At 35.5% G+C, this 13,372-nt stretch carries 19 protein-coding genes; 8 read left to right on the forward strand and 11 right to left on the reverse strand.

The window, feature by feature from the left end; genetic code table 11:
- Window positions 1-41: 41 nt before the first annotated feature.
- Together mce and hsp20 are read left to right on the forward strand one after the other, a co-directional pair.
- A complete protein-coding gene (gene mce / locus YN1551_RS13530; protein ID WP_012715473.1) occupies window positions 42-470 on the forward strand; it encodes a methylmalonyl-CoA epimerase in 429 nt (142 codons plus the stop codon).
- A gap of 72 nt (window positions 471-542) precedes the next feature.
- Entirely contained in the window at window positions 543-1,073 is a 531-nt protein-coding gene (hsp20, locus tag YN1551_RS13535) for an archaeal heat shock protein Hsp20 (RefSeq protein WP_012715474.1), read from the forward strand.
- A gap of 15 nt (window positions 1,074-1,088) precedes the next feature.
- Here hsp20 and YN1551_RS13540 read toward each other — a convergent pair whose 3' ends face one another.
- A complete protein-coding gene (locus YN1551_RS13540; protein WP_012715475.1) occupies window positions 1,089-1,607 on the reverse strand; it encodes a ZPR1 zinc finger domain-containing protein in 519 nt (172 codons plus the stop codon).
- Between the two features lie 68 nt (window positions 1,608-1,675).
- Between YN1551_RS13540 and YN1551_RS13545 the strand changes: the two genes are divergently transcribed.
- A complete protein-coding gene (locus YN1551_RS13545; RefSeq protein ID WP_012718108.1) occupies window positions 1,676-3,247 on the forward strand; it encodes a GTPBP1 family GTP-binding protein in 1,572 nt (523 codons plus the stop codon).
- On the opposite strand, the gene YN1551_RS13550 is transcribed toward YN1551_RS13545, so the two are convergent.
- Together YN1551_RS13550 and YN1551_RS13555 are read right to left on the reverse strand one after the other, a co-directional pair.
- Complete coding sequence (locus YN1551_RS13550) at window positions 3,237-3,644, reverse strand: SRPBCC domain-containing protein (RefSeq protein WP_012718109.1); 408 nt, start codon at window positions 3,642-3,644, stop codon at window positions 3,237-3,239. The two genes, YN1551_RS13545 and YN1551_RS13550, sit on opposite strands and share 11 nt — an antisense overlap.
- Window positions 3,641-4,060, reverse strand: coding sequence for a CoxG family protein (locus YN1551_RS13555; protein WP_012710397.1), 420 nt, complete (start codon window positions 4,058-4,060; stop codon window positions 3,641-3,643). The genes YN1551_RS13550 and YN1551_RS13555 overlap by 4 nt, the downstream gene beginning before the upstream one ends.
- A gap of 26 nt (window positions 4,061-4,086) precedes the next feature.
- Here YN1551_RS13555 and YN1551_RS13560 point away from each other — a divergent pair, with 26 nt between their 5' ends.
- Window positions 4,087-4,656, forward strand: coding sequence for a nucleotidyltransferase family protein (locus YN1551_RS13560; protein ID WP_012718110.1), 570 nt, complete (start codon window positions 4,087-4,089; stop codon window positions 4,654-4,656).
- Here YN1551_RS13560 and cutC read toward each other — a convergent pair.
- From cutC to YN1551_RS13590, 7 genes are all read right to left on the reverse strand, one after another.
- Window positions 4,627-5,133 (reverse strand): glyceraldehyde dehydrogenase subunit gamma, encoded by a 507-nt coding sequence (gene cutC / locus YN1551_RS13565; protein ID WP_012710399.1) that lies wholly within the window; start codon window positions 5,131-5,133, stop codon window positions 4,627-4,629. The genes YN1551_RS13560 and cutC overlap by 30 nt on opposite strands.
- Before the next feature lie 5 nt (window positions 5,134-5,138).
- Window positions 5,139-5,975, reverse strand: coding sequence for a glyceraldehyde dehydrogenase subunit beta (gene cutB / locus YN1551_RS13570; RefSeq protein ID WP_012710400.1), 837 nt, complete (start codon window positions 5,973-5,975; stop codon window positions 5,139-5,141).
- Window positions 5,976-6,064: 89 nt separating this feature from the next.
- Window positions 6,065-6,208, reverse strand: a complete 144-nt coding sequence (locus YN1551_RS16305; protein ID WP_012718111.1) for a TRASH domain-containing protein — start codon at window positions 6,206-6,208, stop codon at window positions 6,065-6,067.
- Window positions 6,205-6,933: a uroporphyrinogen-III C-methyltransferase gene (gene cobA, locus YN1551_RS13575; RefSeq protein ID WP_012715478.1), complete on the reverse strand. Its 729-nt coding sequence runs from the start codon at window positions 6,931-6,933 to the stop codon at window positions 6,205-6,207. Before cobA ends, YN1551_RS16305 begins: the two co-directional genes overlap by 4 nt.
- Entirely contained in the window at window positions 6,933-7,520 is a 588-nt protein-coding gene (locus YN1551_RS13580) for a DUF1404 family protein (RefSeq protein ID WP_012718112.1), read from the reverse strand. The genes cobA and YN1551_RS13580 overlap by 1 nt, the downstream gene beginning before the upstream one ends.
- Window positions 7,520-7,759, reverse strand: coding sequence for a hypothetical protein (locus YN1551_RS13585; RefSeq protein WP_012712884.1), 240 nt, complete (start codon window positions 7,757-7,759; stop codon window positions 7,520-7,522). The genes YN1551_RS13580 and YN1551_RS13585 overlap by 1 nt, the downstream gene beginning before the upstream one ends.
- Before the next feature lies 1 nt (window position 7,760).
- Complete coding sequence (locus tag YN1551_RS13590) at window positions 7,761-8,588, reverse strand: SIS domain-containing protein (protein WP_012718113.1); 828 nt, start codon at window positions 8,586-8,588, stop codon at window positions 7,761-7,763.
- Between the two features lie 45 nt (window positions 8,589-8,633).
- Between YN1551_RS13590 and YN1551_RS13595 the strand changes: the two genes are divergently transcribed.
- The 4 genes from YN1551_RS13595 to YN1551_RS13610 all read left to right on the forward strand — a co-directional run bounded on the left by YN1551_RS13595 (window position 8,634) and on the right by YN1551_RS13610 (window position 13,111).
- The gene (locus tag YN1551_RS13595) at window positions 8,634-9,785 is read left to right on the forward strand and encodes an amidohydrolase family protein (RefSeq protein ID WP_012718114.1); all 1,152 of its coding nucleotides are present in this window, start codon (window positions 8,634-8,636) and stop codon (window positions 9,783-9,785) included.
- The gene (gene taw21 / locus YN1551_RS13600; protein WP_012712886.1) at window positions 9,739-10,518 is read left to right on the forward strand and encodes a tRNA 4-demethylwyosine(37)-methyltransferase Taw21; all 780 of its coding nucleotides are present in this window, start codon (window positions 9,739-9,741) and stop codon (window positions 10,516-10,518) included. Before YN1551_RS13595 ends, taw21 begins: the two co-directional genes overlap by 47 nt.
- 328 nt (window positions 10,519-10,846) lie before the next feature.
- Window positions 10,847-12,124, forward strand: coding sequence for a glutamine synthetase family protein (locus YN1551_RS13605; RefSeq protein WP_012710408.1), 1,278 nt, complete (start codon window positions 10,847-10,849; stop codon window positions 12,122-12,124).
- Window positions 12,125-13,111, forward strand: coding sequence for an alcohol dehydrogenase catalytic domain-containing protein (locus YN1551_RS13610; RefSeq protein WP_012718115.1), 987 nt, complete (start codon window positions 12,125-12,127; stop codon window positions 13,109-13,111).
- On the opposite strand, the gene YN1551_RS13615 is transcribed toward YN1551_RS13610, so the two are convergent.
- Window positions 13,108-13,347 carry a 50S ribosomal protein L13e gene (locus tag YN1551_RS13615; RefSeq protein WP_012718116.1) on the reverse strand — a complete coding sequence of 80 codons (240 nt, stop codon included), beginning with the start codon at window positions 13,345-13,347 and terminating at the stop codon, window positions 13,108-13,110. The genes YN1551_RS13610 and YN1551_RS13615 overlap by 4 nt on opposite strands.
- Window positions 13,348-13,372: the final 25 nt, after the last annotated feature.

Here is a 13,372-nt window from a genome sequence, read left to right on the forward strand (position 1 = left end):
TTTAGGACAAAACTTTTAAGATTAAACAATATGAATACGTTATGCTGGTTGAAAATCTAGACCATATTGGAATAGTAGTTGAGGATATAGACCAAGCAATTAAATTCTATCAAAATACTTTTGGAATGAAATTGATACATCAAGAACTCATTCCAGAGAGAGGGATAAAAGTGGCGTTTTTAGTTGGGGAAGAAGAAAACGAAACTTCAATAGAGTTATTGGAACCAATCGATCATAACGACATGAATAACACTGTGGCTAAGTTTCTGAAAAATAGGGGTCAAGGTTTACATCATTTGGCTGTAAAAGTTAGTGATATTAATAAGGCATTAGAGGAATTGACAGCTAAAGGACTTCAATTAGTAGATTCCGCCCCGAGAAAGGGGGCAAGAGGGCACCTAGTAGCTTTTGTACATCCAAAGAGCGTTATGGGAGTACTACTTGAATTGGTACAACCAAAGGAATTATAAATATCGAGATACACTTGTTGAGGAACATAAGAAACTTTAAAACTATATTTTCATAATATATAACGATAATCTATGCCCAAGAGGGAAGAAAAGGATATTTTTGACTTAATGGATGAATGGATAAGGGAGATGGAAGAAGAGTTCGAGAAAATTGAGAGGGAATTTATGAGAGGTTTCAGAGGCAAAGGAGAGGAAGTTAAGCAATTTGGGCCATACGTTTACGGATTTAGAATAACCGTAGGACCAGACGGCGTGCCGAAAATAGAGGAATTCGGTAACGTTAGGAAAATCAGAGGTAAGCCAATGATATCTGAAGAACGTGAGCCATTAGCTGACGTTATTGAGAAAGGTGATGAAATTAAGGTAGTAGCTGAAGTGCCTGGCGTTAACAAGGAGGATATTAAAGTTAAGGTGACAAATGGTGGAAAGAAATTAGTGATTACAGCCAAATCAGAGGAGAGGCAATACTATAAGGAGATTGATTTACCAGCAGAAGTAGACGAGAAGTCGGCTAAGGCTAATTTTAAGAATGGAGTTTTAGAGATAACTTTAAAGAAGAAAAGCACTTCGTCAGATTCTGGTGTTGAAATAAAAGTTGAGTAATTATTTTTCCCTAACTTAATCAGAATTAGTTAAAATAAGTGGTTTTACTGTTGCCTTTTCTGATTTTATGAAACTTAATCCTAATTCGTCCTCAAGTACTAATGTAAATTTAATTTTACCTTCCATTGCTAATCTTATTTTATTTTCACATTCCTTATCACAGAAGTCTCCTACTTTATCTAATATTATCTCTAGAACTCCCTCAATTGTAGAGATATAACCTTGAGACATACCAGCTGGTTCTATTTCTATTCCTAATTCCGGTATTGTTATTTTAGCAAAAGCAGATCTATATATGATTGTTCTCAGATCGTTCTCGTTTTCTATCCTCATCTCAATTACCTTGGGTTCTCTACTTTCATACGGTTTAACATCTCTAAATCTATATCCACAATTTTCACAGTACCAATTTGATAAAATTAGCTTTCCAGCATGCGGAGTATCATATAGATAGTCTATTGCCTTAAAGGTCTTTGATTTACAAACTGGGCATAAAAGTGTCTCTTCAAATATTACCTTAGGTCCCTCAGACATTAACAATCCCCTATTAAAATTTATTTAGTTGTTCACAAATTTAATACTTGTTAAAGTGATGTGATGTAATGAAATTACCCCGAGAAAATGAAATAGGAAAAGTAGAATATAAGCTTATTCTTTCTGGTGTGACGCCAGAGCGTCTTCAAGAATTAGCTTCTCAAATGAAGTACAGATTAGAGGAAGGTGATGGGGAAGCATTTTACGTTATAGGTGTAAGTAATGAGGGGGAAATAATAGGGTTATCCAAGAGTGAATTAGAGGAAAGTATATCTACTCTAGATATGATTGCTAAGCTAGTAAACGCTAAAATTGTGTATAGAAGAGACGTTGAAGTAAGAAAGGATAAATACGTGGCTGAACTTCTAGTTAGGAGATATAAGGAGAATTTACCAGTAGAGGTCAACGTTGCAGTAATGGGTCATGTAAATGCAGGGAAAAGTACTGTAACTGGTGCGTTGGTTCTAGGAAGATTGGATGATGGAAATGGAGGTTTAAGAACAGCAATTGCAAGGCATCTCCATGAAGTTCTATCTGGTAGAACATCTTCCATTACATTGAGATTGATCGGATTTGATGATAGCGGTAAGATAGTGAATTGGCAATTAAAGGATCCACTTGACGAGGCGGAAACAACGATTAAGAGTACTAAGATAGTTAGACTTATTGATCTTGGAGGGCATGAGAGATACCTTAGAACCACTCTAAAAGGATTATTAGGTTATGAGGTAAATTACGTTATGCTAGTAGTTGGAGCTGATGATGGTTTAAGTATAATGGGCAAAGAACATTTAGCCTTAGCTTCAATATTAAAATTTCCTATATTTGTAGTTATTACTAAGGTAGATAAATATCCAGAAGATAGGATAAAAGGCATAGTTAATGATATTAAAAACGTTTTAAAAATTCCCGGAATTAATAGATTGGCTCTAGAAGTTGAGGATGAGGATGATGTTGTAAATTCAATTTTGGCTATAAAGACTAAGCGTGTAGTTCCTATTTTTAGAATATCGAATGTAAGTGGAAAAGGTTTAGATTTGCTTATAAAATTCCTAAACCTATTACCTCCGGAGGCTAAGAACTTAGATGAGAAAGAGACACCACTAGTTTATATCGATGAAGCATATAACGTAACTGGAGTGGGTACTGTTGTACTTGGTTCCGTTGTGAGAGGTAAACTTAGGAGTAATGAGTCTGTGTTAATTGGGCCTAATAAGTTAGGAGAGTTTAAGGAGGTTAAGATAAAGAGTATACAAGTAAATAAGGTATTTGTGGATTCCGTTTTGGCTGGGAATATAGCCACATTTGCTATTCAAGGTATTGAAAAGGAGAGTCTTAGAAAAGGAATGGTAATGGTGAAGGGAATACCTAAGGTAGTTAGAAGATTTAAGGCGAGAGTGTTTATACTTCACCATCCAACTACCATTAGAGAAGGTTATGTTGCTACCCTTCACTCTTATACAATAAGGCAAGCGATAAAGTTTGAGAGAATTCAGAGTGGGTTTCTAAGAACTGGCGATACGAGTGAAATAGTATTGCATTTTCTGTATAGGCCAGAATACTTAGAGAGGGGACAAATTTTCGTATTCAGAGAAGGTAGAACTAGAGGTGTAGGTATTGTATTGGAACCTATTGGTTAATTTTCCCTACACTACACTCTATAATCTGCTTTGATATTTCCTCTGCTTGTGAACCTATATGCTTCTTTAAACTATTTGCTAATGGTCCGCCCACTTCATAATCACTACTCCATTTGATTTTATTTCCAAGAATTGTAAGTAATGTGTTTATGTTTGCTATTATACCAGGTCCCTCAATGGTAATTAACGTATCTATGTTATCTCCATTAATTTCGTGCTTTTTTACTGTCCCATTAATTTCAATAGTTAAAAATGAGAATTTAACATAAGCCTTAAAGCTATTCCCATTTATTTCTTTTACCCCGGGAATACAAGTTAATAGATTCTTATAATCTGAAAAAAACTGTTTGGCCTTATTTGAGTCCTTTATAACAATTTCTCCTTCAGTTTTTGTCATTTTATCACCCTTTCCTTTATACAATTGAACAAGTCATTGATGATCTTCTCTAATGCACTACCCATTAATCTTGCGCCTACAGACGCTAAAACTCCTGCTACTTTCACATCTGCTGAATAGTTTATCTTACCATCTAGAGCCTCGGCTATTGCATCTATATCCACGTTACTATTCATTCCAGTACCTTTAGCAATAATTTTTCTCTTATTTTCATCTATCTTCTCAAATCTCACATTAGCCTTATATTCTCCTTTTATGAACCCGATCCCGGTTACTCCCACTACCTTGTACTCTTCACCCTCCTTGGTAAAACTCTTTATCCCTGGAAAACACTGTGCCACTTGATCTGGATTATCCAGTAGTTTGAGTATTTGATCCTTAGTAGCGTTTAAGCTGATTGAACCCTCATATTTCATAAGTAACTTTTGGAATAGCAGTATATATGAATATAGGAGTCATTATTTTGGCAGCAGGGGAGGGAAAGAGGTTCGGAGGAGATAAGTTATTTGCAAAAATAGATAATATCCCTATAATTATGCGAACTATTGGAATTTATGAAGATTTAGAGAAAGTCATTATTGTAGGTAAATATGTTAATGAATTACTTCCCTTACTCATGGATCAAATAGTAATATATAATCCGTTCTGGAAGGAAGGGATAAGTACGTCAATAAAGCTTGGATTGAGATTCTTCAAGGATTACGACGCTGTATTGGTAGCATTAGGGGATATGCCATTTGTGACTAAAGATGATGTTGACAAGATAATTAACGCATTTAAGCCAAGTTGTAAAGCTGTAATTCCAACTCATAAAGGAGAAAAGGGAAACCCGGTATTAATTTCCAAAAGTTTATTCGGTGAGATTGAAAAATTAAGAGGAGATTTAGGGGCAAAAGTTATACTAAATAAAATGGGAATGGAAGAATTGTGTTTTGTAGAATGTAGTGAAGGTGTTTTAATAGATATAGACAAAAAAGAAGACTTAATGCGCCTTAGGAATTTCCATCCTTAATTTTTGAGATGCCAATTTCACTGCTTCCACAATATTTTGATATCCAGTACATCTACACAAATTACCAGAGATTCCCTCCCTAATCTCTTCCTCTGTTGGATTTGGATTTTCCTTAAGTAGCCAATAGGCTTCCATTATCATGCCAGGAGTGCAATATCCACATTGTAAGCCATGTTTCTCCCAAAACGCTTCTTGGATTGGGTGTAGTTTACCATCTTTTGCTAACCCCTCAATTGTTAAAATCTCTGACCCATCTGCCTCTACAGCTAATATTGTACATGATTTAACGCTCTTTCCATCCATAATTACAGTACATGCTCCACAATTGCTTGTATCACAACCAACATGAACACCAGTAAATCCTAGTTCTCTAAGTACGTGAACTAATAGTCTTCTAGGCTCTGTTTCAACTTCATAATTTTGTCCATTTACCTTTAGGTGAACTTTTACTTTTTGATCCTTCTCAAAAACTTTCATGCTTATCACCTATTAAGTGCGGCTAAAATTGCTCTCTTAGTCATAACTTTTACCATTTTCTTTTTATATTCTGCTGATCCCCTTATATCGGAAGTCGGATTAGCGTAATCCATGGCTTTTGTTGCAGCTTCCTCTATTAATTTTTCCGATATCTTTCCAGATAATAATATTTTCTCGGCCTCACTAGCTCTTACTGCAGTTTTGTTTACAGCAGTTAATCCTATCCTCGCATCTTGAATTACGTCGCCATTTACCTTTAGTGCAACAGCAACTCCTACAATTGCAAAATCCCCTGCTCTTCTCTCTAGTTTCTGATAAGAGAACTTATAATCCTTAAGTAGGGGAACTTCTATTTCTGCAACTAATTCACCTGGATTCAAATCTGGTGTAAACATATCCTTGGCAAATGAAGAAAAGCTTTCTACTCTTTCTCCTTTTGTGCTCTTAATCCTTACCTTTGCATCCATGGCAATCAACGCGGCTGGATAATCTGCAGAAGGATCTAAATGTGATATGCTACCGCCTATAGTTCCCATGTTTCTAACTTGCGGATCAGCTATCTTTGACGCAGTTTCACTTAATAACGGAATATTAGCCTTCATAATATCGTAATGAGTAACTACAGGTCCTATTTTCACTACGTTTCCTTCCGTCTTAATGTATTTTAGTTCTGGTAATCTTCTTATTTCTACTAAATACGATGGTCTAAATATCCTTAACTTTAGCATTGGTATTAAACTATGGCCTCCGGCTAGTGGTTTGGCATCATCATGTGACTCTAGGAACTCTAAAGCCTCTTTCACATTATCTGGAATTACGTAACTAAACTTTGGTGGATACACATCCTTAATATTTGGTAGACCTTTATATACTTAGCTCTTATACTTTTAACATCTAAACAAAAACTTATATTAAATCTTATAGATTTGTATTATTTAACATATTTTTCTGATCTCTTCTTGAATTCTGCCATACACATCGGACTACAGAAATAGTACATATTCCCTTTATAATTGAATGAGTAAGGTTTACCTCTTATCTCATCCCCACATAAATTGCATTTCATCTTTGTCACTTAAATTTCCATAAGTATTCCCTAAATTTAACAACTTCGCCAATTACAATAACCACTGGAGACGTCACATTATTATTCTTGATAATGCCAACTAAGTCTTTTAACTCCCCAGTAAAAACCCTCTGGTTTTCCGTTGTTCCGTTTTCAATAACGGCAACAGGTTCTCTTTCATTTCTTAATTTTATTATAATATTGACTATATTCTCTATTTTCCTAAGACCCATGAGAATTACCAGTGTGCCTTTTCTTGGGATATAATCTTCGTCAATTACTTTATCTTCTGCTTTCGTTCCAGATATTACAGTAAATCCACTGGCTGAGTAGATCCTACTAGTAACTGGAATCCCCGCATAGGCAGGTACGGCAGTTGCACTGGTTATCCCAGGTATTACCTCACACTCTATACCTTTGGATATAACGAATAGGCATTCCTCTTCTCCCCTACCCAAAACGTATGGATCTCCTCCTTTTAATCGAACAACAATTTTACTTTCCATCGCCTTTTTTACTAATAACTCATTTATCTCATCTTGTATTACATAATCCCCTATATTTTTCCCGACGTATATTTTTTCAGCCTCGACTTTACAAAAATTTAGAAGCTCTTTAGGGATTAGCCTATCGTAAACCACAACATCAGCCTTTTGCAAGATCTTTAAGCCTTTAACAGTTATTAATTCGGGGTCACCCGGGCCTGCCCCTACTAAATAAACCTTCCCACTCATTAAATTCCCCCTATCTTTTTCATAATGTAGACTGCAAATACTACGCCCTCAGGAAACTTTATACCATAAACTAGTACTATTACTGAATTTAACAGTAACTGCGATGGGACGTGGAATATGCCAGATGCTAAGTATAGTAATAACAAGTATATCGTATCTCCCGCAAATCCTAGACTAAATAAGAGAAGCTTTTCCGTAAATTTTAGTGATGGTACTATATAACCTATCATAAAACCCCCTAGAAATTCGCTGAGGAAAGACAGTACGAATAGCCACTGTATCTCCAATACCATTGGGTATATCTGAGGCATTAACCAAGGTATTATTAACAGTGAACCTATGGCCATGAATAAGGGCGCTCTTTTCCTTATCAATATTGAAACAATAGGTATTTTTTCTCCTTCAGTTTCAATAAATTTGTCTCTTGGTGTGTTAGAAATTAATACGTACCACCCCAGTAGTGCACTGGAGAGTATTGGCCCTTGATACGAGAGTAACCTATCCACTGGATCTACAAAAACGTAAAGTATAATTGAAACTATAAGTAAAGAAAAACCTATATACTTGGCAATTTGAACTAAGTCCATTATGGTAAAAATATTGTATATACTATTTTATCTTTTTCATCCTTTTTGTCCACTAGTTTAACTCCTTTCTCACTCATAAGGCCTATCCACATATTTACTTGCTCTTCTTGTGATCCCTTTTGTGCAATAACTTTTATCTCTCTATTTCCTCCCACTTCTAGCCAGAACTTCAATAACCTTACACTTGCAGAATTTGCACCACATCCACTTTCAGCTTTTGTTAAATCTAATTCCTCCATCTCAATATATCATCTTGGAGCTAACGTTTAATATTTTTTTGTTCTCTAGAAAGTAAATCTTATCCCACTTTTCCTTCCTCATTTTATTTACTATTGATTTTATTAGTATAATCGCATTGCAGAAAGCTCCATTACAATTAGTAAATTGAATGTCAGTATAATCAACGCTATTAATTAATTCAATCTCCCTCTCATTACCGATTCTAAATAGTATTATCTGTCTGTTTTCCGTCATGAAAATTGGAGAATGACAAAATTGCTCAAATCTTTCACTATTTGTGGTATAACCAAAAATTTCAGCGAACTTAAGCATTGCGTAATATGCAATACCATAACCTTCCTTATATCCTATGAAAAATGGGTTATTTGTCAAATTAAGTGACCTATCAGATTCCTTAATATCGTCTCCCTTTTCCCAGGCAAGTGAGTATATCGCGCTTAAACTCATTAAGAACGATAATGTGCCCGGTAGGGGTTGACTTGATTTGTAGGGAATAAGAATAAGATAATCAGCAAATTTTGCCAATTGCGATTCCTCATTTGCTGTTATTACGTAGAGTTTTGTTTTTCCTTTGAATTTCCTAGCAAGTAGTATATTTGATTTTGGTCTTCCGGAAACTGATACTATGACTAAAGGGCGATCTAGATTTTCATAAAACAATCCCTCGAATGGATCTAACGCCTTAAACCTACCATTGGTTTTACTCTCTATCGTGAGAGCTACTGCATAAGAGTCTCCGGCTCCTACAATGTAGGCATTATCTAACTTTAAGTCTACATTTACTTTGTAATCTTGTGTTATCTCACGTTCAATTAAATCTGCGTACATTAAATAACTTTAATTAACATTCTGCCTAATAGTGTTTTAAGAAAAATGAAGGTTTTAATAAAAAGCGATTTAGTATTAGGTGCACCTAAGCCTCTCAGAGATGTATATATAGGAATTGATGAAGGGCAAATAAAGGTTATATCGAAAGAACAGCCAGAAGACTATGATTATGCAGAATACGTGATCGGTGGGAAAAACAGGGTGGTGGCACCAGGGTTTGTAACTACGCATTCCTTTCTTTACCTATATCCATTTAGGTATAGGATATTTTCGGGTAAGGCAAACGCCTTTCAACTAATGTCAACACTTACACCTAATGACATTTACTACTTCTCTTTAATGGGTGCGTATCACTTATTGAAAACTGGAGTTACCACAGTAGTCACTTCAGGTCCTAATTTAGATATAACAGCTAGAGCGATTTCGGAAGTTGGACTAAGACCAGTACTAGCTGTGGGCGTGGATTGTCCAGATTCTAAAGAGGATTGGGAGAGACAGTTCACAACGTTATATAATAGATGGTCTAATAAGAACGAGAATAGGGTAATTTTACGTCTTTGTAGCAATGAGTATTCTAAAGAGGTGTTTGAACTCTCACAACAATATAACTTCCCCGTTCTCTTAGAGAGATTCGTAAGCTTGGAAAATATTAATGGTAAACCAGTTAACGTAATAGGCTTAGGTGGAGGGGCTAGGAAGGATCTAGATATTATAAATCAGAAGGGATTTCACTTAGCGTCAACTCCATCCTATGAGGTTTCACAATTTCCATTAAGCCAATATAAACCATCAATATCCTTAGATCTATCTCCTACTTTTGATATTAGACATGAAATCTCTACAACTATTACCAAGTTAATCTTAACGCCAGAAGAAGCGCTTAACGCCATGACAGTTTGGGGGCAATTACAACTAAAATATAATGATAGGGGTGCTTTAGAGAACGGAAAAGTGGCCGATTTAGTTGTGTTTGAAGTTAAGGAGCCCCCAACTTTCCCCTTGGATTATGAAAGCCCCTACGAGTCCATAGTCTTTAATCTTTCTACCCCAGAGACAGTACTAGTGGGTGGAGAGGCAGTATTAGATGGTGGTGTTCCTTTAAATATTGGAATAAAACATATTGAGAAAGCCATAGAGAGGCTTGAAGGCATTGATAAAAAGGTTGCAAAACCAGCAAGATATATGGAAAAGGATTGAAATAGTAGGAGATATAGTAATTATTGGAATCCCTTTTAACAAAAGATCAGAAGATCTTATAGAGATAGCAAATGAGATACTTTTAACTTTTCCCTATATTAAATCAGTGTGGGGAAGATACAGGGACATCTCTGGCACATATAGGTTATCAACGTATGTATATTTAGCCGGAGAGAAAAGAAGTGAAACTATTTATAAAGAGCATAAATGCAAATATTTTCTTGATTTTACTAAGGTATTCTTTTCTGAGAAGCTATCCTATGAACATCTGAGAGTAGCAAGACAAGTTAAGAGAGGTGAGATTATCATAAACATGTTCTCTGGTTTTGGCCCATTTTCAATCCTCTCCGCAGTTCTTGGCAAACCAAAAGTAATTTACTCAATAGATGCAAATCCCTATGCGTATTATTATATGATGGTAAACGTAGAATTAAATAGGGCTTACGAAGTGCTTCCAATGTATGGAGATGCTTTCAAAAGAGTATACGATCTAGAAGACGCAGATAGAATAATTGCACCTCTGCCAGAACTAGCGGATAAGGCATATGAGGTAGCGTTGCAAAAGGTAAAAAAAGGTGGTACAATTCACCTTTATACTGAGGTGGAGACGAATAGGGGTGAGGACCCCGTAGGAATTGCTATGAATAAGTATAAGGGATCTTATTTTGGTAGGATAGTGAGGAGTGTTAATCCACATAAGTATCATGTGGTAGTTGATATTAAGGTTACTTAGTGGGAATAATTTACTAACGAGTCCCTAAATCTGTTAACCAGTGCTATTTGGGTTATCCGGCTAATGGGTGGAGGAAAATGGACAATCCAATTCTACGTGACTTTGATGAATTCCAAGGACTGAGAGTTCGATATAAATTCATGAAAATTCAATTAAGCCCAACCCTATTCAATTTTCTCCTAACATTCAAAACCAATCGTAATTCCTCTAGGATAGTAAGGAGGAGGCAGTAATTTGACTATATTAAAATTATGACTCATAAAATAAATGCTGAAGCATTCGTGTTAACATTTATTAAATAATTCTACAAATAGTTGATGAGATAAAAGTGTCTAAAGAGAATATATTTGATGCTTTAAAATCTGGAAAAATAGATTATGTGAGAGTAGAATTTGTAGATATATTAGGGAATACCAAAGGTAGGTCTCTAAGGAGAGCGGAATTTGAAAACGTGATAAATAACAACAAAGGAGTTGACTATCCAGAATCATTAGCATTGATGGACTACAAGGATAGGCCGATAAAGTCGAAGTATGAGGATATTATTGCTATCCCCGATCTTAACACCTTCGTTGCAATACCGTATTTAGAAAGAACTGCTAGAGTACTCTCATTTCTAGTCCAACCAGAGGGTTTATCATATCCATATTGTAGTAGATCTATACTCAATAAGGCAATAGAGAAGTTAAAGGAAGCAGGGTATACCCTACAAGTTTCGTTTGAACCAACATTTTATCTCTTAAATTCTTCCCTAAATCCAGCAGATTATTCCAAAGCTTTCTCGTTGGAGGGACTATTAGAACAACAAAACTTTCTAAAATTACTTATAAAATATTTGGAAGAGATCGACATCCAAGTTGAAACTATTAATAAACACTATGGTCCAGGTCAATACGAGGTTAAGCTTTCTCAAAAATCTGTTTTAGAAGCTGCAGACTCCTTGATTTCCAGTAGGGAAGTGATAAGGGATACTGCAAAAATGAATAATGTAATTGCTACTTTTATGCCGAAACCATTTAAAGACTACCCTAGTAGTAGTATGGACATTACATTAAGCTTGCAAACAACGGATGGAAAAGACATTATGTACGATCCCAATGACGCCAAGGGAATTGGTCTTAGCAAGATTGCATACAATTTCATTTCTGGAATATTGGAGCATCTCCCTTCAATACTATCTATCGCTGCACCGACTGTCAATTCATATAAGAGATTTAAGGAAGTAGTGACTCCAAATATGCCGGGGATAGGCACTGAAAGACATTACATAGTCAGAATTCCAAGTTATTATAAGGATACTCGTCAAGTAGAATTCAGATTAGCAGATCCATTAGCGAACCCGTATATTCTATTAGCCAGCATAATATATGCAGGCTTAGATGGTATTGAAAGAAATCTTATGGTTAATATAAATGAATATTACGGTAACTTACCACAAACCCTAAAGGAATCGTTAAGTAGATTAGAGAATGATATATACATGAAGTATAATTTGGGCCAAGATTTAATCACTACTTATATTAATATCAAAAATATAGAGATAGAAGAATACGAATCAGAAATAACTGAATGGGAAAAAGAGTACTATTTAAAGGCAGGATGGTAAATGCTAGCTGCGATTCTAAGAAGTTTCGGTGAGGAATTAAGTCTCGAAGATGTAAGAGAGCCTTCCAATGGAATTATTCTAAAAGTTCTAGCTACTGGGCTTTGTCATGGGGACTTGCATGTAATGAATGGCGATTGGAAATACGAAATCAAGATTGAATTACCGAAAATATTAGGACATGAAATTGTCGGAGAAGTTGTTAAAGGCAATCACAATTTTAAGGAAGGGGATAAGGTACTAGTTTATAATAATGTTGGTTGTGGAAAATGTAAGTATTGTGTCTCCAGAAAGTATCAATACTGCGAAAAAGTGAAAATTGTTGGGCTTAATATTGATGGTGGTTTCGCGGAATATGTGAGTGTTCCTACTGATAATATTCTCTTAAGAGTAGATGGTAATCCCGTTGAGTTAGCACCACTAGCAGATGCCGGAATAACAGCTTATAGCTCAACCAAGGGCATAGGTGAGGTGGATAATGTATTAATTATTGGAACTGGGGCTGTCGCACTATTGGCATTACAAATTTTAAAACTAAAAGGAGCTAGAATTACCGTTATTGGGCATAATAAAAATAAGCTAGGTAAGGCTAAGGAAATAGGAGCTGATGAGGTAATTGATATACAAGATGGCAGTACGATAGCTAGTGAGATTAAGGAGTCTAAGTTTGATTACATTATAGATTACGTGGGCAGTGATTACACACTTTCTGATTCCATGTGGTTGCTAAATAGGGAAGGAGAGCTAAGAATTGTCGGAGAATTTGGTGGTACTCTAACTGTTCCGGAGCAGTTACTAGTATTAAAGGGGTTAAAAGTAAGGGGTATATTATACGGCAGCTTTGATGATTTGATAAGTGTTTATAAGCTATATAATGAGGGAAAAATTAGACCTATAGTAAATACGTACAGATTAAGGGATATCAACAAGTCGATTAAGGGTTTAAGAGAGGGCAAAGTGATAGGCCGTGCAGTCATAGTGCCTCCTTAAGATTTTTGATTTGAAAGTTGCTCTAAAAACTTCTTTAGTACTTCTACATTTTCTTCATGAACCGATTTTCTTCTTATATCTACTATTATCCCCAGTTTTCTAGCGTTATTTATATTTAAGCCGGCTTTTTCAAGTTCTCCTATACTAAATCCTCTACCTATTCTTTTATCCTTTCTTTTATGTGGGTGTTCGAAATGATAATTTGGTCTTTTTATTAAAGCTTTAGGGAACTCCATAAGAGTCCCCAAAATTAAATAACGT

Source organism: Sulfolobus islandicus Y.N.15.51, from assembly GCF_000022485.1.
GTDB classification, from domain to species: domain Archaea; phylum Thermoproteota; class Thermoprotei_A; order Sulfolobales; family Sulfolobaceae; genus Saccharolobus; species Saccharolobus islandicus.

Coding starts and splice junctions, on each gene's coding strand:
- mce (WP_012715473.1), top strand. CDS start 42: ATGCTGGTTGAAAATCTAGACCATATTGGAATAGTAGTTGAGGATATA.
- hsp20 (WP_012715474.1), top strand. CDS start 543: ATGCCCAAGAGGGAAGAAAAGGATATTTTTGACTTAATGGATGAATGG.
- YN1551_RS13540 (WP_012715475.1), bottom strand. CDS start 1,607: ATGTCTGAGGGACCTAAGGTAATATTTGAAGAGACACTTTTATGCCCA.
- YN1551_RS13545 (WP_012718108.1), top strand. CDS start 1,676: ATGAAATTACCCCGAGAAAATGAAATAGGAAAAGTAGAATATAAGCTT.
- YN1551_RS13550 (WP_012718109.1), bottom strand. CDS start 3,644: ATGACAAAAACTGAAGGAGAAATTGTTATAAAGGACTCAAATAAGGCC.
- YN1551_RS13555 (WP_012710397.1), bottom strand. CDS start 4,060: ATGAAATATGAGGGTTCAATCAGCTTAAACGCTACTAAGGATCAAATA.
- YN1551_RS13560 (WP_012718110.1), top strand. CDS start 4,087: ATGAATATAGGAGTCATTATTTTGGCAGCAGGGGAGGGAAAGAGGTTC.
- cutC (WP_012710399.1), bottom strand. CDS start 5,133: ATGAAAGTTTTTGAGAAGGATCAAAAAGTAAAAGTTCACCTAAAGGTA.
- cobA (WP_012715478.1), bottom strand. CDS start 6,933: ATGAGTGGGAAGGTTTATTTAGTAGGGGCAGGCCCGGGTGACCCCGAA.
- YN1551_RS13580 (WP_012718112.1), bottom strand. CDS start 7,520: ATGGACTTAGTTCAAATTGCCAAGTATATAGGTTTTTCTTTACTTATA.
- YN1551_RS13585 (WP_012712884.1), bottom strand. CDS start 7,759: ATGGAGGAATTAGATTTAACAAAAGCTGAAAGTGGATGTGGTGCAAAT.
- YN1551_RS13590 (WP_012718113.1), bottom strand. CDS start 8,588: ATGTACGCAGATTTAATTGAACGTGAGATAACACAAGATTACAAAGTA.
- YN1551_RS13595 (WP_012718114.1), top strand. CDS start 8,634: ATGAAGGTTTTAATAAAAAGCGATTTAGTATTAGGTGCACCTAAGCCT.
- YN1551_RS13610 (WP_012718115.1), top strand. CDS start 12,125: ATGCTAGCTGCGATTCTAAGAAGTTTCGGTGAGGAATTAAGTCTCGAA.
- YN1551_RS13615 (WP_012718116.1), bottom strand. CDS start 13,347: ATGGAGTTCCCTAAAGCTTTAATAAAAAGACCAAATTATCATTTCGAA.